Source organism: Parabacteroides johnsonii DSM 18315 (assembly GCF_025151045.1).
GTDB lineage: Bacteria > Bacteroidota > Bacteroidia > Bacteroidales > Tannerellaceae > Parabacteroides > Parabacteroides johnsonii.
Genome location: NZ_CP102285.1, coordinates 2,318,355 through 2,343,852 on the forward strand (window position 1 = coordinate 2,318,355; position 25,498 = coordinate 2,343,852).

A 25,498-nucleotide genomic window follows, 5' to 3' on the forward strand; every position below is an offset into this window, starting at 1 on the left:
TTCTCGTTCTAATTCCTGTACAATAAAAAAAATGACTAACTTTGCAGTCGTTAAAAACAAGGTGCGACGAATGTATTTTTTCCTTGCAGTTGTTCAGTTAAATTGGAGATAAATAATATTTTTAATAAACCCATAAAAGTTTTATTACAATGATTAAAGTAGGTATTAACGGTTTCGGCCGTATCGGACGTATGGTGTTCCGTGCTGCAGTTAAGAACTTCGGCAATGACATTCAGATTGTAGGTATCAATGACCTGTTGGATGCTGATTATTTGGCATATATGCTGAAATATGATTCAGTACACGGCCGTTTCGACGGAACTGTAGAAGTAGAAGGCAACAATTTAGTTGTAAACGGTAACAAAATCCGTCTGACTGCTGAAATGGATCCTGCTAACCTGAAATGGAACGAAGTTGGTGCTGAAGTTGTTGTTGAATCAACAGGTTTCTTCTTGACAGACGAAACAGCTCGCAAACATATCCAGGCTGGTGCTAAGAAAGTTATCATGTCTGCTCCTTCTAAGGACGCTACTCCTATGTTCGTTTATGGTGTTAACCACACAACTTACGCAGGTCAGGACATCATCTCTAACGCTTCTTGTACTACAAACTGCTTGGCTCCTATTGCTAAAGTATTGAACGACAAGTTCGGTATCGTTAAAGGTTTGATGACTACAGTTCACGCTGCTACTGCTACTCAGAAGACAGTAGACGGTCCTTCTAAGAAAGACTGGAGAGGTGGTCGCGGTATCCTTGAAAACATCATCCCGTCTTCAACAGGTGCTGCTAAGGCTGTAGGTAAAGTTCTGCCGGTATTGAACGGTAAACTGACTGGTATGGCTTTCCGCGTTCCGACTTCTGACGTTTCTGTTGTTGACCTGACAGTAGTTCTGGAAAAGGCTGCTACAATGGACGACATCAAGGCTGCTATGAAGGAAGCTTCTGAAGGCGAATTGAAAGGTGTACTGGGTTACACAGAAGATGCAGTTGTTTCAACTGACTTCCGTGGTTGCTCTAACACTTCTATCTTCGATGCTAAGGCTGGTATCTCTTTGGATGACAACTTCGCTAAGATCGTTTCTTGGTATGACAACGAATGGGGTTATTCAAACAAAGTTTGTGAAATGGCTCGCGTTATCGCTGGTAAGTAATCAGAAACAAACATATATGAAAGAAGCTGTACCTGAAAAGGTGCAGCTTTTTTTATGTCAGCTATTCCATAATCCTCCAGCTCCATATGGTAGTTGACAAATAATCATGTACCTTTGCATCTATGGATGCCTATCAACTTATCACTGTTTTAGGGCCGACAGCATCCGGCAAAACAACATTTGCCGCTGCACTCGCCGCCCAGCTGGACACGGAGATCATCAGCGCCGATTCCAGACAGATCTACCGTTCGATGGATATCGGGACCGGAAAGGACCTGGCCGATTATACGGTAAATGGAAAAAAGATTCCTTACCACCTGATTGACATCTGCGATCCGGGATACAAATATAACGTATTCGAATACCAGCATGATTTCTTCCGGGTGTATGAAGCAATCCGGAAAAAGGGAAAACTGCCGATTTTATGCGGCGGTACAGGCATGTATATAGAAGCTGTTCTGAAAGGATACAGACTCTTGGATGTCCCTCAGAACCCGGAATTGCGCGAGTCTTTGAAAGACAAGTCACTCCCGGAACTGGAGCAGATACTTGCCGGCTACAAGGTCCTTCATAACAAGACAGATGTAGATACCGCCCAACGGGCTATCCGGGCAATCGAAATCGAAGAATATTATAAGAACGAAGCGCCGGATGCCAATGAATATGATCCGATCGATAGCCTGATCATCGGTATAGACATAGACCGGGAGCTACGGCGCGAAAAGATTTCCCGCCGTCTGCATGCCCGCCTGGATGAAGGGATGGTCGACGAGGTACGGAAGATCATCGATTCGGGAGTTAAACCGGAAGATCTGATCTATTACGGGCTGGAATATAAATATCTGACATTATATATAATAGGCGGACTGTCTTACGAAGATATGGTTTCCCAGTTGGAGATCGCTATCCACCAGTTTGCCAAACGGCAAATGACCTGGTTTCGGGGTATGGAGCGCCGGGGAAGCACCATCCATTGGATAGATGCAACATTGCCGACAGAGGAAAAGATAGAGAAGGCATTAGAGTTATTGAAACGATAAGGATTGTCGTCCCGTAGGGGCAGGGCTCTGCTCTACCCATTGAATCCGGGCAAGACGGATGCTATTTTTCATTGGAGGTGTGTCAAAACTATCCTGTTCCCGCGCTTGACGCGGGATCGCATTAGAGCCAGTCATATAAACATCTGATTGATAAGGTTTGCTCTTTTGCGGCCCCGCGTCAAGCGCGGGGACAAAGGGATTTTGACACCCCCCTCGACGGGTCGCCATTATCAATCCACACCGATAAATCATCATTTATGACTCGAAACTGGCAAATTTTGAAACAAAACAATATATAATAATTATGGTAACAGTTAAGGATTTAAAAGATAAAGACAACTTCTTTCTGATGGCAGGCCCCTGTGTGATAGAGGGGGAAGATATGGCATTGCGTATTGCGGAGAAGGTAGTCGGCATTACGAATAAGTTAAATATACCGTATGTATTCAAAGGCTCATACCGGAAGGCCAACCGTTCGCGACTAGATTCCTTCACAGGCATAGGCGATGAAAAAGCGTTGAAAATACTCCGCAAGGTAGGTGAGACGTTCGGCATCCCGACTGTAACCGATATTCACGAAACGACTGAAGCCGCAATGGCTGCCGAATATGTGGATGTTCTACAAATCCCAGCTTTCCTCTGCCGGCAAACAGATCTGCTGGTCGCCGCCGCCAAAACAGGGAAGATCGTCAATATCAAAAAGGGACAGTTTCTCTCGCCGGGAGCCATGCAGTTTGCCGTACAAAAAGTAGCTGACGCCGGAAATGACAACGTCATGATTACGGAAAGAGGCACTACATTCGGATATACGGATCTGGTTGTTGATTATCGGGGTATTCCTCAAATGCAGCAGTTCGGCTATCCTGTTATCATGGATGTGACCCACTCCCTGCAACAACCTAACCAAACATCAGGCGTAACAGGCGGACTCCCTGCTCTGATCGAAACAATAGCTAAAGCAGCCATTGCCGTCGGAACCGACGGACTATTCATCGAAACCCATCCGGAGCCTTCTAAAGCCAAATCCGATGGCGCGAACATGCTACAACTGGATTTATTGGAAGAGATGCTGACAAAATTGGTGAGGATACGGGAAGCAGTCAGGAGCAATTGACAATTGAGAATTGACAATTTTTTGTTTTTACTCTTTAATTGTCAATTCTCAATTCAATTATATCACCCCATCTTACTTATTTTTCTGAGCTTGTCCTCGTCTATCAACTTGATCTTCCGACCGTCGATTGCGATAATACGCTCAGCAACAAATGTAGACAATGTACGGATTGCATTAGATGTCGTCATATTCGAAAGATTAGCTAAATCTTCTCGAGAGAGATAAATACTCAATGTCGCCCCATCTTCCTCCAAACCGTAACTGTCTTTCAGGAATAACAAGGATTCTGCCAAACGACCCCGGATATGTTTCTGAGTAAGGTTGACTGTACGCTCGTCTGCAATTCCTAAATCGAGAGAAAGCTGGCGGATAAAAAACATGGCAAGATGCGGATTGCTCATCAAAAGATTCCGGACAATCGTCATCGGAATCATGCATACCGTCGAAGCTTCAAAAGCGGATGCATTCGTCAGGTAATTCTCCTGAGCAAAATTTGCCCGGTAGCCAAAATACTGCACCGGTTTAATCATTCGAATGATCTGGCTTCTTCCGCCAACACCTTCTTTAAAGATTTTAACCTTGCCTTTTAATAAGCACATCATGTCTCTCGGTTCGTCGCCCTCGCAATATATCAACTCATTACGTTTGAAATGCTGGATCGTCGAATTATTACGGAGAACATCCCGCTCCTTTTCGGTCAGGACCCTCCAGACTTCTGCCAAACTGGCCGATAGATCGACCTCTTCTTTCTGTTGTTTAACCACGACTGCTATATAACATACTTATGAAGCACAAATGTAATACTTTTCTTTTAAAAGCTGAATAAGTTTAATACGATAAATGAATAAAAATTCGATTTTATTCGTTACGTTTGTAAAGAAAGAGACGATAATTTGTTGAAAAAGTATTCTTATATAATCATTCTGCTTTTTATCGCAGTAAATGCCTTAGCTAACCTTGACGGTAGTTATGGAAACCTTTTATTGCTGGGCCGGTCTCCCAAAACGGAATCATCCCAGCAAGGGGATTCTATTATGAGGAAGGTAATCGAGCAGGCCGACAAATACAAAACAGTCGTTTCCCGTTACGAGGCCGAAATCTATATCAAAGGCAAAACGGAAATCCTCAAACAAAACATCCTGATGCGTTTCGCCCATCATCTTTTCCCGGTAGACAGGAAGAACAAGGATATGATCTTCGAGATGGTCAGCCACTCCAAGTTCAACGCCCCGAACAACTACCTGCACAGCTTCGAAGCGATAAACGGGAACAGTATCCCCAACGGCGCAAAACAGCAGGAAGTATTGACATTCCTGAACCTGAATGTTTATTCGCCGACCATCTACAACGAAGGGATCATCATGCCGGTAGCCCATGAAGCATTCAAATATTACAACTTCAACTTGGAAAGTGTCGAAATAACCGATAACCTGAAAATCTATAAGATACGTTTCATGCCCAAGCTATGGAGCCAGAAGCTCATTTGCGGAGACTTGTACATCACCGACAAAGACTGGCACATCGACAAGATCGACGTAAACGGGCGTTTCTCCTTTGCCGAATTCAACCTGGTCATGACATTCGGACGGGATTACCGCCATTTCATCCTGCCGCAAAAGGCAGACCTCTTTCTCCGGTACCATGTGCTGGGAAATGCCATCGCCAGTTACTATCATACATCATTCAAATACGAAGCCGTCGAATGGGTTGAAGAAGACAATGAAGACAACAAACACCATTCCCTCGACCTGACCGGATATTACCAGCTATCATCCGATACGATCCCGATCATCAGTGACAGCAGCTATTGGAAAAACAAAAGAGATATCCCGCTGACTCAGGAAGAAGAGAAAAAGTACGAAAAGACAATCATCAAGACTACTCAGGCCAACGACACAAGTAACATTCAGAAATACCTGAAAATAACAGAACGCCTGACCAACACCATCAATCTGGATTATAAGACAACCCGTCTGAAATATTCCGGCATCTTGAATCCCTTCCAGTTGGGCTATTCAGGACGGAACGGCATTACCTACAGGCAACAACTACGTTTCAGCAAGACCTTCAAGAAGGACCGCCAGCTACGTTTCCGGCCTGAGATCGGTTTCGTGTTCAAACGAAAAGAGTTATTCTTCAAGTTCGGAGGAGATTGGGAATACCTTCCGGAGAAACAAGGTGCCCTAAGCCTCAGCCTCGGAAACACCAACCAAGGATATTCCTCCAAGATCATGAACGAAATCAACGAACAACTGAAAGACTCCACTTTCAACTTCGAAAACCTGGACCTGGAATACTTCAAGCACTATTACATAGAGCTCAAGAACCAGATCGAACTGTTCAACGGTTTCCAGATGACCACCGGAATCTCCTACCACCGCCGCATCCCCACCCGCAAAAGCGCAATAGATCCGGGAGACGGCGTTACGGAGATCATTAACGAAAACTATCACGATTTCATTCCTACGATCGGTTTTTCCTATACTCCCAGACAATACTACTGGATGGACGGCTATCGTAAAGAGTACCTCTACTCCTACTACCCGACCGTCTCCATCGAGTTCGGGCGAGCCATACCGGGCGTATGGAAAAGCAGCGGCAATTACGGACGTATGGAAGCCGATATCCACCAAAGCATTTACCTGGGCCTGTCACGCCGGTTCAACTACCATATTAGCGGAGGGCTTTATACAGCCCAGAAATCGACCTATTTTGCCGACTACAGGTATTTCACGCGGCACAACTTCCCCGAATCATGGGGAGGTGACGATTTCGGGGGTGTCTTTCATCAGCTAAGGAGCGTGTGGTTCAACGCATCCGACAAATATGTCCAGGCGCATGTCATGTACGAAAGCCCGTTCATGCTCTTCCAGCTATTCAAGCCGGAGGCTACCAAACACATCATCTCCGAACGTTTTTACCTCAGCCAGTTATGGATGCCGGTCAAACCCAGTTACACAGAAATCGGATACGGTTTCGGTAACCATATCTTCAACGTTGCCGCCTTCATCGGGTTCGACAAATTGAAATATGACGGGATCGGATTCAAATTTGCGTTCGAACTCTTCCAGTAAGTTCAGAATTGCGGACGGACAATCATAATACCGCAGTTACGTTTGATACCCTGCACATACTCCTGCAAAGGTTCTTCGTTCACAATCACTTGCTTCTTCGTGGTCGAGGCATGGATAAAAGTGAGTTTATCCCCTTCCCGGCAGATAATGCCAACGTGCGAGATATCCAGTCCTTTCACAGTCGTGACGAAACAGACGATATCGCCATTCTTGATTTGACCGGCGTGCGCATTGATTTCATCCTGCGGAATATAGTAATGCGGACGGGCATTGATTTCCTTTTCCTTCGCCGCTATTATCGCGATGCGCTCCGGGTTGCCTTTCAGCTGCTTGTAGCTATCGGGATGTGTGGACATAAAGGACAGGTCGAGTTTAAGCGGTTGTCCCCCGATTTCTTTCGTGACATCCTTCAGATACCCTCTCTTTTCGTTTTCATACATCCAGTCGGTCGTATAATGGAGGCGATCCGTATAATCGAGTGTCACGTTGCCGGAATCCCGGTAACGCATATTTTTTAAGACAGAAGCATATCCTTCATATCCGGGATGTTGCCTGACAGACCAGGCTAAAGCAACTGTATTCTCAACCAAAGTCATGCAATCCAAGCCATGCAAGTTTATTACCAGGCTTTCGGGTTCTTCCTCCAATGTCCCAGCCACATAAGGAGTCCCCAAGAAAAAACGGGCAGTTTCCATCATCAGGTCACCTGTCGGAAAAGTCGCTTTCTCCTTCACAACCTCACAATAGCGTTCGTAAATCACCTTCTCCTCCCGGGCTTTCCCGGACAGAGAAAGAAAGGCTAAAAAGAGCAAACAAAATAACGTCCGTTTCATCTCTTGATCTAATTTCAATCCTTCTTTGTCGCTAACAAGTCTTCCAGCTTCACCAACTCGTCACGGAACTGCGCAGCTTCGATAAAGTCCAGCTTCTTGGCCGCCTCCATCATCTGCTTCTTCGTCCGTTCGATCGCCTTTTCAAGCTGTTTACGATTCATATACTGAACTACCGGGTCTGCAACCAGGCTGGGTTCCGGTTCCACATAAGCATACGGCTCACCGGTAACCGGCTGTTGTTTCTCCGCTACCAAGGAAACACTGTTTTTGATAACCTGCTTAGGTGTAATGCCATGTTTCTCGTTATAAGCGAGCTGTTTTTCACGTCTGCGTGCCGTTTCGTCCATCGTCAGGCGCATACTGTCCGTTATCTTGTCGGCATAAAATATCACCTTCCCATTCACGTTTCGGGCAGCACGTCCGGCTGTCTGCGTCAGCGAACGGTGCGAGCGCAGGAAACCCTCCTTATCGGCATCCAAGATAGCGACCAAAGAGACTTCCGGCAAGTCGAGCCCTTCACGCAGCAGGTTGACACCGATCAGCACGTCGAACAACCCTTTCCGCAAATCATCCATAATCTGAATGCGTTCCAACGTATCGACATCGCTATGGATATAGTTACAACGGACTCCCATGCGTGTCAGATAAGTAGTCAGTTCCTCCGCCATGCGCTTCGTCAATGTCGTCACCAAAACACGTTCATCCACAGCGGAGCGCTGCGTGATCTCCTCCATCAGATCGTCGATCTGGTTAAGCGTCGGACGCACCTCGATAACCGGGTCAAGCAAGCCTGTCGGACGGATCACCTGATCCACCACGATCCCTTCGCTCTTCTCCAACTCGTAGTCGGCAGGCGTCGCACTCACGTAAATCGCCAACGGAGTCAGCGACTCGAACTCGTCGAACATCAACGGGCGGTTATCCATCGCCGCCGGCAGACGGAAACCGTACTCCACCAGATTTTTCTTACGGGAATAATCGCCTCCATACATCGCCCGTATCTGCGGGATCGTCACGTGGCTCTCGTCGACCACCAACAGAAAATCTTTCGGGAAATAATCGAGCAGACAGAAAGGCCGTTCACCCGCCTGACGACCGTCGAAATAACGGGAATAGTTCTCAATTCCAGAACAATGTCCTAACTCGCGTATCATTTCCAAGTCGAACGTAACACGCTCATACAAACGTTTCGCCTCATAAGGCTTGCCGATCTCCCGCAGGAAATTCACCTGCGTCCCCAGGTCGACATCGATCTGCCCGATAGCGGTATTGATACGTTCCTGGGTAGTCACGAAGAGGTTGGTCGGGTAGATGTTCAGTTCATCCTGCTCGTCTATTTCCTGCCCGGTCTGCGGGTCGAACGAAGATATACGGTCTACTTCGTCGTCCCAGAACTCGATACGGTAGGCTGCCCCATCAAAAGTTTCGATAGCCGGAAAAATATCGACCGTATCGCCGTTTACACGAAAACAGCCCCTATTAAACTCTATCTTATTATTGACATAAAGGGCATCCACAAAGCGACGCAACAGTTTATCCCGGTCTATCCGCATCCCCTTCTCCAGATGCACCACCTTCTCGGCAAAGGCAGTCGGGTCCGCCATACCATACAGACAGGAGACAGACGAAACGACAATGACATCCTTCCGTCCCGACAGAAGCGAAGCGGTTGCACGCAAACGAAGTTTATCGATCTCGTCATTGATCTGCAAGTCCTTTTCTATATAGGTATCCGTCGTCGGAAGATAAGCCTCCGGCTGGTAGTAATCGTAATAAGAGACAAAATACTCGACGGCATTGTTCGGAAAAAATGCCTTGAACTCGCTGTATAACTGTGCAGCGAGCGTTTTGTTATGACTCAAAATCAAGGTCGGTTTCCGCACTTCCTTGATCACGTTGGCGATAGTGAACGTCTTTCCGGACCCAGTCACCCCTAACAAGGTCTGGAAAGGCACACCACTCTTTATTCCATCGGACAGAGCCGCAATCGCTTCCGGCTGGTCGCCCGTCGGACTAAATGGGGAAGATAGTTCAAAGTTCATTCTTTATTTTATAGGTTATACAGTTATGCATTCAGGAAAATCCGATCCTTCGCAAAACGTCCGCTTTACCGGAGCAACTCATCCAACGGGAGATAACCAAACTGCATCTCGTCGTTCATGCTCAACAGCAAACGTTTGTTGTGGTCGTCATAGCAAAGCCTGACCACTGGACGACCGACATCGAGCGTCTTCAGATAATTGCCTTCCAAATCGAATACCAGCAACAGAGAAGCCGTAAATCCGTCTTTCTCCTGACGATGTTTCCCGGAATAAGCCGTCACGATCTTGTCACCGCAAAATACGCCGTCAATATGCCGATAAACATCATTCCACTCGCCATGCCGCCACTCCGGGCCATAAACATTGTATTTCAGATTTCCATCCAAGTCGCAGATCGTCAGCAAGTCGTCCCGCGAATAGACATCCACATAGATACCATGCTCCGTCGAGACGATGCAATCCGCTCGTTTCTTTTTAATCTCCGGATGTTCGTAGGGCATCAGACGGACCTTCCCAGTCTGCATATTCCAACATCCGACAGCCGTCTTGAAATCATTTGTCCCGATCGGGACGACCGTCCCACCGATACAAAGCGTGTCGGAAACATAAACGACATCGCTTGGTACGCGGTCTTCTGGGAAGGAGCATTTGACCTCAGGTATATAGTCAGGATCAGCCAGCAGGCTATCCAAGACATAGGTGTACAACTTCATCCGAGCATTATCAGGAAAGTAAAAACACCCCTTTCGTTCATTCATAATCAACACTCCGGGATTGGCAATCTCTCCCGGCCCCTGCCCTTTGTTTACCGTACTCAAAACAGGCTTATAGGTAAACCGATCGAACAGGTGCACGATCTTATCAATCGCCGTCCAGCTATACTCGACGACAATTAAATAATCGCCCAGCACATACAGCAAGTTGTTATTACCGACCAGCACATCTCCGGTCCCGATCTCCACCACCTTGTCCTTCACATCGACCACCTTGTCCCGGCTTTTCTGATATTTTTCCTGTACCGGCGGTTGCGTACAAGACAAGCCCAGCACCATCAAGCCCAAAATCACCCCGCTCCATCGAGTCATTCCGCCTCTCCTTTCACTATTTAGATTGTTTCGGTATAACCATCCAGAGGATCAGGTAAGCGATCACCCCGGAAAACATCGTAAAGATGCTCAATAATATATATCCGATGCGCACTAACGTAGGGTCCCAGCCGAAATAATCGGCGATACCCGCACAAACACCTGCTATCATCCCGTTATTCGAACGGTAAAGTCTTTTAGGTTCTTCCATTATTCTTTCGTTTTTTATTGTTTATCCTTTATTTATGTTACAAATATACTTATAATACTCGATAACTATACAATACATAGCTGTTAGGTTCCGAAAGGGAAAAACGAATCCGCCCATCCTTTCCGGCTATGCTGCGGAATGCTTTTCCAGCACCGAGAACCGGAGTAAATTCAACTTGTTCGCCCGGTTCGAAGAACGTATCCATATCAAATGACTCCTCCTCGTTAGACTCCCTGAACAACAGGAAATATCCTTTCCTGTCCTTCACAGACTGGAAACCACACCATGACTTGCCCGAAGGTTCGTCCCCCACTGGGAAGACATATCCGGTATGGAAATCATGCTGTACCGTTTTATATTTCTGGATCACTCCACCCGTCGGAAATGCCTCATCCGGCAAGTTAGACGCTTCAAACCAGGCCAATGGCTGGGCTGCCATCGTTATTGCAAACAAATAATCGAATGAATAAGTTGACGGAGCGAATTTATCACCGGCATATTTCTCCTTGTTACGCCATTTGTTCAGAAACTCGATCTGCAGCGACTGGGGAGCTACATAGCGCGACAGCATCCACAAGTTACGCAGCGACCAGTACGGATAATAGTTGCCCCAATCCGTATAACGATTTTCCAAAAAGATGTTTCCATATTCATTAAAGAAGAAATATCCTCCCCTCCGTCCGGCTGTCGCATCCAGGTTTAAGACAGCTTTCCATCCAGTCGCTTCCATCACTCGGTTATAGAGACTGCGCAGACGGCTTTCCGCCAATTTGTTATCAAAAAAAGTACCGTCAATCTTGAAAGTACGGATACCATATTTTTCATACAAAGCGATCAACGCATCGGCATCTTTCTGCCAATCGGCATAATCGTGCTGTATGCTGGGATTAAACCAAAGACACACTTCGATCCCCAACTCCTTACCACGCTTCACGATAGGCGCCAGGCCATTCGGGAAACGGTCCGGATCGGGTGTCCAGTAATCCGGGTTATCCCAGATATTCTTAAAACTGCCACCATAAGCCGAGTTCGCGCTACGTCCGGCCTGCCATCCGTCATCGATCTGGAAATGAGTGACACCCAACTTGGCTGCCAGTTCCAATTCCTTCAGACAAAAAGCCTCGTTCACACGCGTGTCCTGTCCTCTGTCTCCCCAGGTATTCAGCATCACCATCTCGTCGCGGTCTTCGAGGAACGGGCGGATACGCATCTGGTAATTACGAAGCGCCATCCGTTTCTGTTTCTCACCCGAACGAAATGTTCCGGTCACATAGCTATAAGCCTTTGTCCACTCGTCAGTCTTTATATCCGCACTGTCGACACCCAAACCGACCATTCGGAAAGTACCCTCGCTCACCAGATAATCACCTCCCGGATAGTAGAGTTGTACATTTGACGTAGGTGCCTCTTTCAACATGAAAAAGCCAGCTTCCTTCTCCGTATTCTCTGCAAAGAGCAGATTGCCACGATAGAGACAATCCCGGTAAGAAAGCGCATGAACAGGACGAACCAGCGTATTGAAACGGTCGGTGACGTCAAAGAACTCCACCGCCTCCAGCTGCCAGTGCTTTCCTTCCAGCATAAGCTGTTCCATCACCGGGACATTTCCGCCCTGCGAATTTTGCGTCAGTTTTTCTATATTCTGCAAGTCGGCAGGATTATCCAATGCCTTTATCCATTTCTGCGAAGCCTGTCCTTTCAGATACAATTCGCAAGCGATGGCAGGACAGTCAGGATAGATCTTGAGAATTTTCCTCACCTGCAAATTGCCGGCTTTATACTCCACCGTAGCACGAAGATGGTGTGTATATTGCAAAGAAGCAGGTACTTCCTCTATCCGGATAGAAGCTTCGCTCCCCTCCTTTTCCTCTCCGGGAAGGGAAAGGTCCGGCTGGTTGTTCCGAAGCTGCCAGGCTAAGCCATTTCCCTTGTCTTCCAGTTTACAAGTAATCAGATTACCGTTATTCCAAAGCCAGCTACGCTTGATCTGATTGTTTTCGATCGTCAGCGTATCTTGTTTCAACTCTATCTTACAATCTCCCGCCGCCTTCCTATATGGTTGAACAGCAGAGACCGGAGCGGTCAAAATTAATGAGAACAGGGTTGCCCCTAACAACTGTTTTTTCATATTGATATTGAAATATTATAAATGATTTCCTTACAGGTAGGCAGCCACCTTATTGCGGTCCGTTTCGACTGTCTCAAACTCGGAAGAAACGATACTGCTGCCCATCGGGACATTCTCGTTCCGGTATTCCATTTTGCTGTAGACGATGCTGCGGGCGGATGTATGGAACTCCTTTGCCCCTGTTTCCGCTTCGATACGGGAGATGTTATTTTCCCGAACTCCGCATCCCGGCATGATTATGATGCGTCCTGCTGCACGTTTCACCAGTTCGGCAATGAGAGGAATCCCTTTCACGGCATCAGACTGCTGGCCGGAAGTCAGGATACGGTCGCAGCCCAGCTCGATCAACTGTTCCAATGCGGCAAAGGGATCGCGGCAGACATCAAAAGCCCGGTGACAGGTGACAGACAGCGGCTTGGCTGCCTCGATCAGACGGCGCATCAAAGGGACGTCGATATCCCCGTCTTTCGTCAGGCAACCAAAGACTACGCCGTGCACCTTCAACTGCTTGCACAGTTCGATATCCAGCAACATCGACTGAACCTCTGCCGGTGCATAAAGGAAGTCGCCTCCACGCGGACGGATAATCACATTTATATCGATAGACGAAGTGAGTGCCTGCGCCGTCCGGATCTCCCCATAGCTGGGTGTCGTTCCCCCTTCCGGAATTCCGGCACAAAGTTCCACACGTTTAGCTCCTCCGGCTTCTGCTTCCACACAGCTTTGTGCGGAGTTGGCACAAATTTCGATAATACGAGTCGGTTTCATACGATTTTTACCTTTATTGTTTCTACTATATACAAAGATAAAACTATTATGCGAAACTTCCCTATATTCCCAGGAGAGAGATGCCGAATTGCATGGGCATCCATCTCAAAACGGATGCCTGTCAATGCGGAAACGGATGCCTGTCGAACTTCAAACGAATACCAACCTGAATAAAACCTTTCGCCTCCAACCTGAACAAGACACAAAAAACCTGCCAAGTCTGCCAAGTCTGCCGGGCCTTCTTAAAAAAGAGACATTTTACAAAGGATGTGTAACAAAAGTAAACAAACAATTATAGATCAATATATTACTATATAGAACAAAAGGAGAAGATAAAACTTAAGGTCACAAAACAAGGTTCTTCCACGGACATTTATCTGTTACTTTTGGCTTGATCCAAAAGTAACCAAAAGATCAAGGCTTAACCGTCTGGGCTACTCCGGGCAAAGGCTACGCTGTCGCCTGCGAAACTCGCTTCGCTCAGACAGCGCAGTCTCCTGCCGCTCCGCCTTTACCCTCCGCTTGACGCCCATCCGCTTAGGCCTTTCATAGAAAGCTACGCTTTCTCTTAGGATGGACGATACCGACAGTTCTTTTGTAGAAAGTACGTCAAAATCCCCTTGTTCCGAAACACCCTCACAAGTGCGAGGACAAGCACGGAGGCAAACACAGGGACAAGCCCGTTCCCGCACTTGATGCGGGATCGCAGAGAAGCAGGCGGTATCGGCCATCCCCAAAGAGCCGTCAGGCTCTATCTCCGGCCTAAGCTGGTGAGCGTTAAGCGTAGTGACCGCAGTGAGCGTCCGGAGCGTCTGCTGTTTGAGCGAAGCGAGTTTCGGACGCGACAGCGAACGGAGGGAACGGAGTAGCGAAGCAGCTTAAGCCTTGATCTTTTGGTTACTTTTGGATCAAGCCAAAAGTAACAAATAAATGTCCGTGAAAAATTATTTTTCCACCCTCAAACTAAACAAAAATAAAGGGGAATAATAATAACGTAATAATAATCAAAACATTACAAACAAACCATTCTATATCCCCTCCAGGAAAAAGGTCTAGGCAGATTTAGCAGACTTGGCAGACATTCTGCTTTTTTACTCCTATGAAAGCAGGGATATAAAAAGTAGCCTACAACTCTGTAAGTGCTTTCCAAAGGGAATCCACAGGCACAGGAGCGACAATGCTGACCGGTTGTTTCGATACGGGATGGATGAATTCGGCACTGCGGGAATGCAGGCTGATGCCACCGTCCGGATTAGAACGGGGAAAGCCGTATTTCAAGTCACCTTTGATAGGACAGCCCATCTTGGCAAGCTGGCAACGGATTTGATGATGACGACCTGTTTTCAGATCTACAGCCAACAGATAATAGTTTTCCGAGCGGGCAATCACCTTATAACGCAGGATCGCTTTCTTGGCATTCGGACGCTCCGTATCATAAGCATAGCTTTTGTTTTGCTTTTCGTTACGTACCAGCCAATTAACAAGTTCTCCCTCTTCTGACGGCGGACAATTCTTCACGATTGCCCAATAGGTCTTCTTTACCTCGCCAACCCGGAACATCTCGTTCAGACGGGCGAGCGCCTTGCTCGTTTTGGCAAATAACACGACACCGCTGACCGGGCGGTCCAAGCGATGCGTAACACCGACAAACACGTTTCCGGGTTTACAATACTTCTCTTTCAGCCATGCCTTCAGCATGTCCGAAAGAGGAGTATCACCGGTTTTATCTCCTTGAACAATCTCGCGGCAAGTCTTATTCACCGCAATGATATGATTGTCTTCGTAAATAACCTCCATGATTTCAAATTTATGATTTATGATTTATGGATTTATGATTTTGCAAAACAAACGTCACCTACATAAATCATAAATTATAAATCATAAATCTCTTTACATATTCATACCGCCATCAACCTGAATCACCTGGCCTGAGACATAAGAAGACATATCGGAAGCCAGGAATGTAGCGATATTGGCCACATCTTCAGGCGTACCGCCACGACGCAAAGGAATTTTCTTTGCCCATTCTGCCTTTACTTCTTCCGGCAGACCGGCTGTCATATCTGTTATGATAAAGCCCGGAGCAATTGCATTGGCACGGATACCGCGTGAACCCAATTCCTGCGCGATAGACTTAGCCAGACCGATCATACCGGCTTTGGATGCCGAATAGTTGCTCTGGCCGGCATTACCGTGTACACCTACGACAGAAGCCATATTGATGATGCTGCCCGAACGCTGTTTCATCATCACCGGAGTACAAGCGTGGATGAAGTTGAAAGCAGATTTCAGATTGACGCCGATGACAGCATCCCACTGGCCTTCGCTCATACGCATCATCAGACCGTCTTTCGTGATGCCCGCATTGTTTACGAGGATATCCACACGACCGAAATCTTTTACGACTTCAGCTACGACATTGTGTGTTTCTTCAAAATTAGCAGCGTTTGAAGCATAGCCTTTTGCTTTTACACCCAATGCCTCGATTTCCTTCTGGGTAGCCAGACCGTTTTCGTCGATCACCAAATCCGTGAATGCGATGTTTGCACCTTCTGCGGCAAACTTCAATGCGATCGCCTTACCAATACCGCGTGCGGCACCGGTAACGATTGCCACTTTACCTTCTAATAATTTCATATTAATTCCGTTTTAAATTCAACACTTAATCAAGCAAGCACCCGTAGAATAGCCACCGCCGAACACGGTAATGGCAACCAGGTCGCCGTTCTTGAAACTATGATCATTCTGGGCATATACCAACGCTGAGCTTACCGAACCGGTATTTCCCAATTCTTCAATATTATGCAGGAACTTCTCTTCCGGCAGATTGAGCTGTTTAGCGATATTGGACATGATACGCATATTGGCCTGGTGGCCGATGAAATATGTTAGGTTGTCCAGCGTATAGCCATTTTTTTCCAGCAGATAGAGCACGTTCTTCGGCATATAGGTACAAGCCTGGATAAACACGTCACGTCCTTCCGGCATCATGATACCGCCGTCGCGCGGACGAAGGTGAACCGCATCCGGAGCCTTGCCCAGGTAACCGAGTCCTTGTGTATAGACATCCACGATCTCGGAATCCTTTTCCGAAACGCGTTCCTTCGAGATGAAAAAGGCTGCAGCCGCATCGCCCCAGAGGTGGCCGGCTTTCGGGTCCGTCTCATTATAGTAAGCCGAGTTCTTGTCAGCGGAAAGGACCAGCGCTTTCGTTGCTTTTCCCATAGCAAAATATCCTTCCACAACTTCCAATGCATTCAGGAAGGAAGAGCAGGCGGAAGAAAGATAGAGCGCTTTCGCATTTTCAATATTGAATTCGTGCTGGGCAAGATGAGCCGCAGTCGCTACCGTATCGTACGGAGAATAAGAGGCAGAAACAATCAAATCCACATCCGTAATATCATACGGTAATTTAGGTAGGGCGTTGCGAACAGCTTCCATACTCATCGTATTGATATTTTCCTCCGCTTTTGCCTTAGACCGGGAACGAATCCCTGTGCGCTGTTCAATCCACTCGCTGGTTAGCCCGTTTAACTCTAAAAAATGTTGGTTATCGACCCGTTCTTCAGGTACATAAAACCCTGTTGCATTAATAAACATTCCTCAGTATTGTGTTACTTTATCTTTATACCATTGAATATCAAATTCATTACATTATCTCTCCGTTTAATCCGCTGGCTGATATTATCCCCCATGATTCCACGTATATACGGAACTTCCAACCCCTTCAGGGCATGATGAAGAACGACCGCCGTAATCTCGGTATCGGGCATCGCAAAAATTCCTTCCTTCACTCCGGCTTCCAGAATTCCCTGTATCAATTCCGTCTCACGGATATCGAAGCTCTTCCTGATCTTCTCCACCCGCCAGATATCACGGAAAAAATTAGCTTTCAATGTCCCGTTACGAAACACCAACGCCTTGATAGCATCCAATCTTGCATACAAAAACGTCATCAACTTCTCGTCTGCCGGCAAGTCTTTCGCAGCCACATCCTGAAGCATCTTGTATAGTTGGTCCAGCTCGGACTCGACTACTGCCAGATAAATCTCGTTCTTACTTTTAAAGTACGTGTAAAGCGTACGCCTTCCCTTTTTGGATGCCTGTGCAATATCGTTCATTGTCGTATTATCCACCCCCATGCGGGCAAACAATTGTCTGGCCACATCCACCAACATCTCACGTGTTTTAGAAACTGTCATCGGCATTTGTATTGCACATTTTGATTAAAACTGTGCGCAAAAGTACCGGAAAAAATAATAACTACCAAAAACATACTTACATTTTATCCAAACGAACCTTTATAATAGAGATATGAACCAATCATTCTCTAAAAAGGGCAGAACTTCTCTCAAATATCATTTTGCTATCCTTACACAGGTATTATAGCGCACGAAGAAACGTTAAAAAATATTACCCGCCATACTAATTTCCAAAATATGCCCTATTAATCCGATTTTGGCGGGGTAGTAGTGACATTTTGTTCAAACAAGAATCTTCCGACAAGAAGGGGCGCAGCTTAAAGAGATAAAGAAAACTGCTGAAAAATTTGTTTTATTAAAAATAAGTCGTACCTTTGCACTCGCAATCCAGAATGATTGCCACTATATCGCGGAGTGGAGCAGTGGTAGCTCGTTGGGCTCATAACCCAAAGGTCGTAAGTTCGAGTCTTGCCTCCGCAACTCAGTAAGCCTTCGGTTTTTCAGGATCGGAGGTTTTTTATTTTTACTTCCTCTAAAATTTATTAGTTCTATTTAAACCCGGCATGAACTCTCCGGCACATTTGTTGTTATTCTATATATGTATTAAAATCAGAAAAAGAAGCAGACTTAATAACATATATAAATATGGCCTATATAGATTATTACAAAATTCTGGGGGTAGACAAAGGCGCTTCGCAGGACGACGTCAAAAAGGCGTACAAAAAGCTTGCGCGAAAATACCATCCCGACTTGAACCCGAATGATCCGGACGCTCACCGCAAGTTTCAGGAAATAAATGAAGCCAATGAGGTACTCAGCGACCCGGAGAAACGGAAGAAATATGACCAGTACGGAGAAAACTGGAAACACGCTGACGAATTCGAAGCCCAACAACAGCAATATCGCCAATACCAGAATGGACAAGGCGGAGGAGCCTACTGGAGCAGCTCCGGTGACGGCAGCGAATTCTCCGACTTCTTCGAACAGATGTTCGGAGGCATGGGCAGCAGAGGCGGACGCAGCCACGGTTTCCGCGGACAGGACTACACGACAGAGTTGCAGGTCTCTTTGGCAGACGCTGCCCAAACACACAAGCAGATCATCACCGTAAACGGTAAGAACCTGCGTATCACCATCCCGGCCGGTATCGCCGACGGGCAGACCATCAAGCTGAGAGGACAGGGAGGACCGGGTGTAAACGGCGGACCGGCAGGTGATTTGTATATCACCTTCCACATCCCGGAAGACAGCCGGTTCAAACGGGTGGGTGATGATTTGTACGTCACCGCTCCTTTGAACCTGTACACCGCCATTCTCGGTGGCGAACAGATCATCGAGACAATGGACAGCAAAGTCAAACTCAAGGTCAAACCGGGAACCCAGAACAACACGAAGGTACGGTTGAAAGGAAAAGGATTCCCCATTTATAAGGAAGAAGGGAAGTTCGGTGACATGATAGTGACCTACTCCATCGACATCCCGACCAACTTGACGGACAAACAAAAAGAATTGTTCCGCGAAATACAAAGTCTTAATTAAAAAACGAGATTGTTATGCAAACAGATTTAATCATAGTCAGTGAATACTGCCGGATATGCCATATCGAACCATCGTTTCTCTACCTGCTACAGAAAGGTGGCCTGATAGAGATAGACACAGTAGAAGGAGAAAGCTACCTGCCTGCCTCCCAATTGTATGATGTAGAACGATATACGCGTATGTATTACGACCTATCCATCAATATCGAGGGGATCGATGCCATCCACCATTTGCTGGGCCGGGTGGAATCCCTGCAACAGGAAGTTAATCGGTTGAAAAGCAAATTAAGGCTATACGAAACAGAAAATCATGATTCGATTGAAGATTTATAAGCTGTCAAAATGCTGTTTCTTAAAGCTTGAGAACCGGGGTACAAGAATATTCAACAAACTATTTGTAAATAAATTTGGATTATAAGAATATTTTTGTACCTTTGCACTCGCAATCCAGAATGATTGCCACTATATCGCGGAGTGGAGCAGTGGTAGCTCGTTGGGCTCATAACCCAAAGGTCGTAAGTTCGAGTCTTGCCTCCGCAACCAGTAAAAGAGAATCAAGCAATTGGTTCTCTTTTTTATTTATCTTTACCGCCAAATAAAAAGAGAGATGAGTCAGATAGAATTGATCCTAAGCCGCCACGGCGAGACGGAAGAAAACAAATTACATATTATGCAAGGCCAGCTCCCCGGCCACCTGTCGGAACTGGGCAAACAACAGGCCGAAGCACTGGCTGAAATGTTGGACAAGGAAGAGCTGGACGTGATCGTGTGCAGTGACCTCGCACGCAGCTATGACACAGCAATGGCCGTCGCCCGGCGGAAAGGGTTGCAACCGGTGGTGACTCCCCTTCTTCGTGAAATGGATTGGGGTGTATATACTGGGAAGGTAGCGGATGAAATGGATTTTACGACACTGCCGGAAAGCGTGGAGACCATAGATGCCCTGTATAAAAGAGCGGGAGATTTTGTCAACTTCCTGAAAAAGGAGTTTCCGGGAAAACGGATTCTGGCGATCGGGCATGGAGGCTTCAACCGTGCTATCATCGCGCAGTTGGAAAAACTGACCCCAGAAAAGATACTGAGTTTACCAATCATGAAGAATACGGCATGCATGCGTTTCACGCTGCCGTAATCTTCTGACGGTTTATTTTCAGGCAATCGGCTTTATATCTGGGGATGGACGACACAGAAAGTACCCGATGATTTGCTGACAAGCTTGTCATCACAATAAATCTCGCATTCGCAAAAGTGAAGATGGCTTCCAGGCTTCACAACATAGCCTTTAGCAATCAATTCCTTCCCCCATGCCGCCCGCAAAAAGGAAATTTTAAGTTCGGCGGTCAGCACGTCGCGGTCCAGAGGCAGCATCGTATAGGCAGCAAAACCGGCAATCGTGTCGGCAAGGGCTGCCAAAACACCTCCGTGAATAACGCCGCTATATTGCCGTTGCTCATCATGCAAGGGCATGCGGGCTTCCACCCTTCCCTCTTCCACCACCGTAAAGTCAATACCCAGGTGATTGACATACGGATTCGTATTCACACGGCTTATCAGCCGTTCCTTCACTTCCTGATCCATATCATACGGTTATTTAAATCATTAGCGGATGGTGATCGTACAATCTTCCAGGCTGTCGATAATGGCGAGGCTTTCCACACGTACATCCGCATCATTCAGCACATCGCGTCCCTTCTGGAAGGCTTTTTCGATGATAAAACCCATTCCTTCCAGCTTGGCTCCGGATTGTTTTACCAGATCGAGCACTCCCATTGCGGCATTACCATACGCCAGGAAGTCGTCGATAAAGAGGATACGGTCGTCAGCTGTCAGAAAGTTATTGCTGATACACACCGTGTAATCTCGATCTTTTGTAAACGAATGGACAACGGTAGACAACATATTCTCCATCGTCTTCGGCTGTTTTTTCTTGATAAAGACGACAGGCAGATGCATGATATATCCCACCATGATCGCCGGGGCGATACCGCTTGCTTCTATCGTCACAATCTTATTGATATCCGCATCCCGGAAACGGTAAATAAATTCTTCAGCCACTTTATAAAGCAGCATGGGGTCCATCTGATGGTTGATAAAGCTGTCAACTTTTAGAATCCCTCCCGGAAAACATCTGCCATCCTGCAGAATACGCTGTTTAAGTAATTCCATTTTTATTCTGTTTTATCTTCTTTGACTCGTATCAATACATTCGCAAAAATAGCGGCAAGCCCCCCGGTCGTGATCCCGGAAGAAAAAATGCCCTTTATAGCTTCCGGTGCCGTATTCAGGATATCCGGCATCAGTTCCACCCCCAAGCCGAGCGAGAGGCTGACCGCCAAGACCAAAGTAGCCTTCCGGTTGATTTCCTGCGAAGCGATAATCCGTATGCCGGCAGCCGCAACCGTACCGAACATCAATAAGGTCGCCCCACCCAACACCGGGTCCGGCATCAAGGAAAAGACAACGCCAACAACCGGGAACAGTCCTAACAATACCAACATACCGGCGATATAATATCCGACATACCGGCTGGCAACTCCCGTCAGCTGGATAATACCGTTATTCTGCGCAAAGATCGAATTGGGGAAAGAGTTGAAAATCCCGGCAATAAAGGAGTTCACCCCATCCGCCAGCACACCGCCCGAAACACGCTTCAGGTAGCCCTCCCCTTCTATCGACTTACCTGAAATCATCGAGTTGGCCGTCACATCGCCAGTAGCCTCAATCGCCGTAATCAGGTACACCAAACCAATAGCGACAAAAGCGGAGAAATTCAGGTCCAGCCCATATTTGAAGGGCATCGGGATATTAAATCCCATCAGGCTTTGCGAAGAAGCCGCCGCCATATCGACCATACCGAGAAAGTAAGCCAGCGCATAACCGATGCACAACCCTAACACGATCGAACTCATACGGAGATACTTGTTCTTGCAACGATTAAAGAACAAGACACTCAGCAACACTGTCGCCGCCACCCCTATATTCCGGATACTCCCGAACGTCCCGTTATCCATCGCACCATAGCCACCGCCACATGAAACGATTCCGACCTTGATCAGGCTAAGTCCGATCAGCAGCACCACGATACCCGATACTAGCGGAGTAATGATAGAACGCATATACTTGAATGTCCGGCTAATCACCATCTCGATCGGAGCCGCCGCAATACACGCCCCGAATATAAGAGGCAGTCCTCCCGCCAGTCCAGCCGTTATGATCGGACCGATGAAAGAGAAACTCGTTCCCTGGATACAAAGCAACTTCGCCCCTACCGGGCCAATTCGGCGACACTGTATGAATGTCGAGATACCGGATGCAAAAAGTGCCATCGAAACCAGGAAACCGGTCGTTTCGAGATCCAGCTTCAAGGCTCCGGCAATAATCAACGGAGGTGTAATGATCGCCACAAAGATCGCCAGCAAATGTTGCAAAGCGGCAAACAGGGCTTCTTTAAAAGGAGGACGGTCGTCTATACCATAAATCAGATCGGTCTTTTCGACCGGTTCAATCATTTCTTCCAACTCTTCCGGGTTCAGTTTCATATCTTTACTATTCGTCTATTATAAATTCAATTCTTTTAATGTTTCCCCTTTCGCATTCAACACACGAAGAGTCATCTCTTTCCCAAGGTTGAAGATGATATCCGTAAGGATCGGACGATGGTCGGAAGCGGCCGGTTCCTCCCATACAAGGGAGGAGATACGGGTAAAGGCAACCGTATCTTTCGCATAGGCTGCAATGTAATCAAGCGTTTCATCGGGTTTATCAGCAGGGAAAGTCGGCTTCTCCATATCCGTCAAGATCACAAAATCGTTCTTCAACTGCCGGATAAACTCCGAATCGGGATGCGCATTCATATCACCGGCAATAAAAAAAGGCTTGTTTGCCGAAGCCGCCACCTGCTGGATGACCGGCAAGGAAAGCATCCGGTCTTCCTCCGTCAACGAGAGGTGCGTACAGCAGTATATATACTTTTCAAATTCGACGACAAGCAGTGCACGGGCTTCCTCCCTTCCAGGCAAAGACAGGTAACGATAGCCGAGAGGCTTCTCCTTGCTCAACATGCCGATACCGTATTTCCCTCCGTCATAATCAATTGCCGGGGCGTAAATATGATGCATCAGGGTGAGTCCGGCTATTTCCCGCAAAACATCTTTTCCTCCGCTACGGCCTGTCACACTGTCGAGCTCCTGTACGGCCACGACATCGGGGCAAACTTTATTGATCACTTCCGCCGTACGCCGGAAATCGGTCATATCGTCCATTCCTCTGCCGTTACGGATGTTATAACTCATGATACGCAACGTGTTATTTTCGCGTTCGCTCCTCTCCTTCGAGTAGACTTTCCCCAGAGGCAACAACATCATCAATGCTGCCGCCAGCCAAACCGCTTGTTTCATTTTATCGCTCTATTTACAAATTTGACGCAAAAGTAGTTATTTTCATTTGGAACACCATACATAATCCACGTTACCCGCCGGCACACCAGCAGCAGGAAGCTGGAAAAATTTCCGTTCCCCTGGCAGGAAACGGGAGTTCCCTCAGCGGGAAACGGATGTTTCCCCGGCAGGGAACGCAAATTTCCCTATAAGGGAACGGTAGGCAGCCCTACGGCTTTTTTACTCAGAACAGGGCGTCCAACGTCCGTATCATAGCGTCAATATCCTCTTCCGTCGTATCCCACGAAGTGACAAGCCGTGCTTCGTTGGCTTCTTCATTCCACATATAGAAGAAATATTTCTCTTGCAACTTCTTTAACGGTTCCGTGGGGATGGTAAAGAAAAGCTGGTTGGATTCTATTTTCTGGGTAAACCGTATCTGCGGATACTTTTTCAACGCTTCAGCCAAACGATAAGCACTATGATTAGCTCTTCTTGCGTTTTCCAGCCACAGGTCATTTTCAAGATAAGGGATAAACTGACAGGAAAGATAACGCAGCTTGGAAGCCAATTGAGCAGATTGCTTTCTGAAATACTGCAAATTTTCGGTTATTTCCGGACGGAAAGAGACGACTGCCTCTCCCATCATCATCCCATTTTTGGTTCCCCCGAAACTGAGGATATCCACCCCGGCATCAACGGTTATCTCTCGCATCGAACAATTCAGATAAGCGCAGGCATTCGCCAAACGTGCACCGTCCATATGCAGATACATGTCATAAGAATGTAACAAATCGGCAATCGCCTTGACCTCCTCGATCGTATAAATCGTCCCCAACTCGGAAACTTGTGAAATATAGACAGCTTTCGGCTGTGAATGATGGCAGACACCGAAATTATGCAGCCGAGGTTTGATCAATTCCGGTGTCAGTTTTCCGTCCGGAGTCGGAATCGTCACGACAGCGCAGCCGGTCATACGGGCAGGAGCACCACACTCGTCCACATTAATATGAGCTGTTTCAGCACACAAAATACTATTAAACGGACGTGTCACTGCCTGCAAAGCTACAGCGTTCGCCCCCGTTCCGTTAAAAACAAAAAAAGGCGATGCCATTTCGCCAAACACTTCTCTTATTTTCGCTGTAGCTGCTGCTGTCCAGGGATCGTCACCATATCCTACTGCATGATTATCGTTCGCCTTTATCACAGCATCCATCACCAAAGGATGAACGCTCGAATTATTATCACTTGCAAAACTTCTCATTTCCGTTTAGAATTTTGCGCCAAAAGTAATAAAAATAAACGGGAGCACCTCTTGGATACCCCCGTTTATTTTTTCACATATTTATTTTAAACTTCACCTCAACTCCGATGAAAATCTTTCAAGACTTTCTGTAATTCCTGACGAGCGAAGAAGATACGACTCTTAACCGTCCCCAGAGGAACACAGAGCTTTTCTGCAATCTCATTATACTTGTAACCACTCAAAAACATGGAGAACGGAACCTTCAGTTCATCGTTCAGACTATTTATCGCTTTTGTTATTTCTTTGATCTGATAAGCACCGTCAGGAGAATCAAAACCTGAATCATTCACTACATCCAGATTATACAGGTCGACACCTTGGTCAACGACAGTCTGTGTACGAACGATTTTATGGTAATTATTTATGAAGATATTACGCATCACAGTTAAGACCCATCCTTTGAAATTAATATTATCTACAAACTTTTCCTGATTGTCCAAAACTTTCAGCGTTGTGTCTTGCATCAAATCCTGGGCGTCATCCCGATTTGCGGTGAGCATTAATGCAAAATTCATCATGTTTTCTTGCATGCTCAATAATTTTTTCTGAAATTGCAACGCATTCATATTACTTATTTTTTTATTTGTTTAATACCGGTTTGGCATTATCCTTCAGCATTGAAGGACATTA

Annotated in this window: 24 protein-coding genes and 2 tRNA genes; 9 read left to right on the plus strand and 17 right to left on the minus strand. The window is 46.7% G+C overall.

Translation table 11 applies throughout. The features are described from left to right. Positions 1 to 149: 149 nt before the first annotated feature. From gap to kdsA, 3 genes are all read left to right on the plus strand, one after another. On the plus strand, positions 150 to 1,151 hold the full coding sequence (gene gap, locus NQ564_RS09520; RefSeq protein ID WP_008150529.1) for a type I glyceraldehyde-3-phosphate dehydrogenase: 1,002 nt from the start codon (positions 150 to 152) through the stop codon (positions 1,149 to 1,151). Between the two features lie 122 nt (positions 1,152 to 1,273). Then, complete coding sequence (gene miaA, locus NQ564_RS09525; protein ID WP_008150531.1) at positions 1,274 to 2,191, plus strand: tRNA (adenosine(37)-N6)-dimethylallyltransferase MiaA; 918 nt, start codon at positions 1,274 to 1,276, stop codon at positions 2,189 to 2,191. A gap of 304 nt (positions 2,192 to 2,495) precedes the next feature. Further along, complete coding sequence (gene kdsA, locus NQ564_RS09530; RefSeq protein ID WP_008150533.1) at positions 2,496 to 3,305, plus strand: 3-deoxy-8-phosphooctulonate synthase; 810 nt, start codon at positions 2,496 to 2,498, stop codon at positions 3,303 to 3,305. Positions 3,306 to 3,367: 62 nt separating this feature from the next. Here the strand turns inward: kdsA and NQ564_RS09535 are convergent, their stop codons facing one another. Next, on the minus strand, positions 3,368 to 4,069 hold the full coding sequence (locus NQ564_RS09535) for a Crp/Fnr family transcriptional regulator (RefSeq protein WP_008150534.1): 702 nt from the start codon (positions 4,067 to 4,069) through the stop codon (positions 3,368 to 3,370). Between the two features lie 129 nt (positions 4,070 to 4,198). On the opposite strand from NQ564_RS09535, the gene NQ564_RS09540 reads away from it, so the two are divergent. After that, positions 4,199 to 6,379 carry a DUF5686 family protein gene (locus tag NQ564_RS09540; protein ID WP_039848239.1) on the plus strand — a complete coding sequence of 727 codons (2,181 nt, stop codon included), beginning with the start codon at positions 4,199 to 4,201 and terminating at the stop codon, positions 6,377 to 6,379. 2 nt (positions 6,380 to 6,381) lie between these two features. Here NQ564_RS09540 and NQ564_RS09545 read toward each other — a convergent pair whose 3' ends face one another. The 10 genes from NQ564_RS09545 to NQ564_RS09590 all read right to left on the minus strand — a co-directional run bounded on the left by NQ564_RS09545 (position 6,382) and on the right by NQ564_RS09590 (position 17,654). Continuing rightward, complete coding sequence (locus NQ564_RS09545; RefSeq protein ID WP_039848240.1) at positions 6,382 to 7,212, minus strand: N-acetylmuramoyl-L-alanine amidase-like domain-containing protein; 831 nt, start codon at positions 7,210 to 7,212, stop codon at positions 6,382 to 6,384. Between the two features lie 14 nt (positions 7,213 to 7,226). Beyond that, positions 7,227 to 9,254, minus strand: a complete 2,028-nt coding sequence (gene uvrB / locus NQ564_RS09550; RefSeq protein ID WP_008155315.1) for an excinuclease ABC subunit UvrB — start codon at positions 9,252 to 9,254, stop codon at positions 7,227 to 7,229. A 65-nt stretch (positions 9,255 to 9,319) separates the two neighbouring features. Beyond that, complete coding sequence (locus tag NQ564_RS09555; protein ID WP_008150547.1) at positions 9,320 to 10,339, minus strand: hypothetical protein; 1,020 nt, start codon at positions 10,337 to 10,339, stop codon at positions 9,320 to 9,322. A 16-nt stretch (positions 10,340 to 10,355) separates the two neighbouring features. Beyond that, the gene (locus NQ564_RS09560) at positions 10,356 to 10,550 is read right to left on the minus strand and encodes a PspC domain-containing protein (RefSeq protein ID WP_008150551.1); all 195 of its coding nucleotides are present in this window, start codon (positions 10,548 to 10,550) and stop codon (positions 10,356 to 10,358) included. Between the two features lie 49 nt (positions 10,551 to 10,599). Next, on the minus strand, positions 10,600 to 12,678 hold the full coding sequence (locus NQ564_RS09565) for an alpha-galactosidase (RefSeq protein WP_008150553.1): 2,079 nt from the start codon (positions 12,676 to 12,678) through the stop codon (positions 10,600 to 10,602). A 30-nt stretch (positions 12,679 to 12,708) separates the two neighbouring features. After that, positions 12,709 to 13,446, minus strand: a complete 738-nt coding sequence (locus tag NQ564_RS09570; RefSeq protein WP_008150555.1) for a copper homeostasis protein CutC — start codon at positions 13,444 to 13,446, stop codon at positions 12,709 to 12,711. A gap of 1,125 nt (positions 13,447 to 14,571) precedes the next feature. Continuing rightward, positions 14,572 to 15,243, minus strand: a complete 672-nt coding sequence (locus NQ564_RS09575; protein ID WP_008150558.1) for an RluA family pseudouridine synthase — start codon at positions 15,241 to 15,243, stop codon at positions 14,572 to 14,574. Between the two features lie 93 nt (positions 15,244 to 15,336). Beyond that, positions 15,337 to 16,083: a 3-oxoacyl-[acyl-carrier-protein] reductase gene (gene fabG / locus NQ564_RS09580; RefSeq protein WP_008150559.1), complete on the minus strand. Its 747-nt coding sequence runs from the start codon at positions 16,081 to 16,083 to the stop codon at positions 15,337 to 15,339. An 18-nt stretch (positions 16,084 to 16,101) separates the two neighbouring features. Further along, positions 16,102 to 17,046 carry a 3-oxoacyl-ACP synthase III family protein gene (locus NQ564_RS09585; RefSeq protein WP_008155305.1) on the minus strand — a complete coding sequence of 315 codons (945 nt, stop codon included), beginning with the start codon at positions 17,044 to 17,046 and terminating at the stop codon, positions 16,102 to 16,104. A 14-nt stretch (positions 17,047 to 17,060) separates the two neighbouring features. After that, positions 17,061 to 17,654 carry a TetR/AcrR family transcriptional regulator gene (locus NQ564_RS09590; RefSeq protein ID WP_008155303.1) on the minus strand — a complete coding sequence of 198 codons (594 nt, stop codon included), beginning with the start codon at positions 17,652 to 17,654 and terminating at the stop codon, positions 17,061 to 17,063. 402 nt (positions 17,655 to 18,056) lie between these two features. Between NQ564_RS09590 and NQ564_RS09595 the strand changes: the two genes are divergently transcribed. From NQ564_RS09595 to NQ564_RS09615, 5 genes are all read left to right on the plus strand, one after another. Then, a tRNA-Met gene (locus tag NQ564_RS09595) sits at positions 18,057 to 18,128 on the plus strand. 165 nt (positions 18,129 to 18,293) lie between these two features. Continuing rightward, positions 18,294 to 19,187 (plus strand): DnaJ C-terminal domain-containing protein, encoded by an 894-nt coding sequence (locus tag NQ564_RS09600; RefSeq protein WP_129650062.1) that lies wholly within the window; start codon positions 18,294 to 18,296, stop codon positions 19,185 to 19,187. Positions 19,188 to 19,201: 14 nt separating this feature from the next. Then, positions 19,202 to 19,519, plus strand: coding sequence for a chaperone modulator CbpM (locus tag NQ564_RS09605; RefSeq protein WP_008150563.1), 318 nt, complete (start codon positions 19,202 to 19,204; stop codon positions 19,517 to 19,519). Between the two features lie 135 nt (positions 19,520 to 19,654). Continuing rightward, positions 19,655 to 19,729, plus strand: a tRNA-Met gene (locus NQ564_RS09610). Between the two features lie 64 nt (positions 19,730 to 19,793). Further along, positions 19,794 to 20,318, plus strand: coding sequence for a histidine phosphatase family protein (locus NQ564_RS09615; RefSeq protein ID WP_008150564.1), 525 nt, complete (start codon positions 19,794 to 19,796; stop codon positions 20,316 to 20,318). Positions 20,319 to 20,350: 32 nt separating this feature from the next. Here the strand turns inward: NQ564_RS09615 and NQ564_RS09620 are convergent, their stop codons facing one another. The 6 genes from NQ564_RS09620 to NQ564_RS09645 form a co-directional block, all read right to left on the minus strand. After that, on the minus strand, positions 20,351 to 20,764 hold the full coding sequence (locus NQ564_RS09620; protein WP_008150565.1) for a PaaI family thioesterase: 414 nt from the start codon (positions 20,762 to 20,764) through the stop codon (positions 20,351 to 20,353). Between the two features lie 21 nt (positions 20,765 to 20,785). Then, positions 20,786 to 21,352: a xanthine phosphoribosyltransferase gene (gene xpt, locus NQ564_RS09625; RefSeq protein WP_008150566.1), complete on the minus strand. Its 567-nt coding sequence runs from the start codon at positions 21,350 to 21,352 to the stop codon at positions 20,786 to 20,788. Positions 21,353 to 21,354: 2 nt separating this feature from the next. Continuing rightward, positions 21,355 to 22,725, minus strand: coding sequence for a nucleobase:cation symporter-2 family protein (locus tag NQ564_RS09630; RefSeq protein ID WP_008150576.1), 1,371 nt, complete (start codon positions 22,723 to 22,725; stop codon positions 21,355 to 21,357). 18 nt (positions 22,726 to 22,743) lie between these two features. Beyond that, positions 22,744 to 23,583 (minus strand): endonuclease/exonuclease/phosphatase family protein, encoded by an 840-nt coding sequence (locus NQ564_RS09635; protein ID WP_008150577.1) that lies wholly within the window; start codon positions 23,581 to 23,583, stop codon positions 22,744 to 22,746. A gap of 223 nt (positions 23,584 to 23,806) precedes the next feature. After that, complete coding sequence (locus NQ564_RS09640) at positions 23,807 to 24,826, minus strand: threonine aldolase family protein (protein WP_129650064.1); 1,020 nt, start codon at positions 24,824 to 24,826, stop codon at positions 23,807 to 23,809. Between the two features lie 98 nt (positions 24,827 to 24,924). Then, a complete protein-coding gene (locus NQ564_RS09645; RefSeq protein WP_008150580.1) occupies positions 24,925 to 25,434 on the minus strand; it encodes an RNA polymerase sigma factor in 510 nt (169 codons plus the stop codon). Positions 25,435 to 25,498 lie beyond the last annotated feature (64 nt).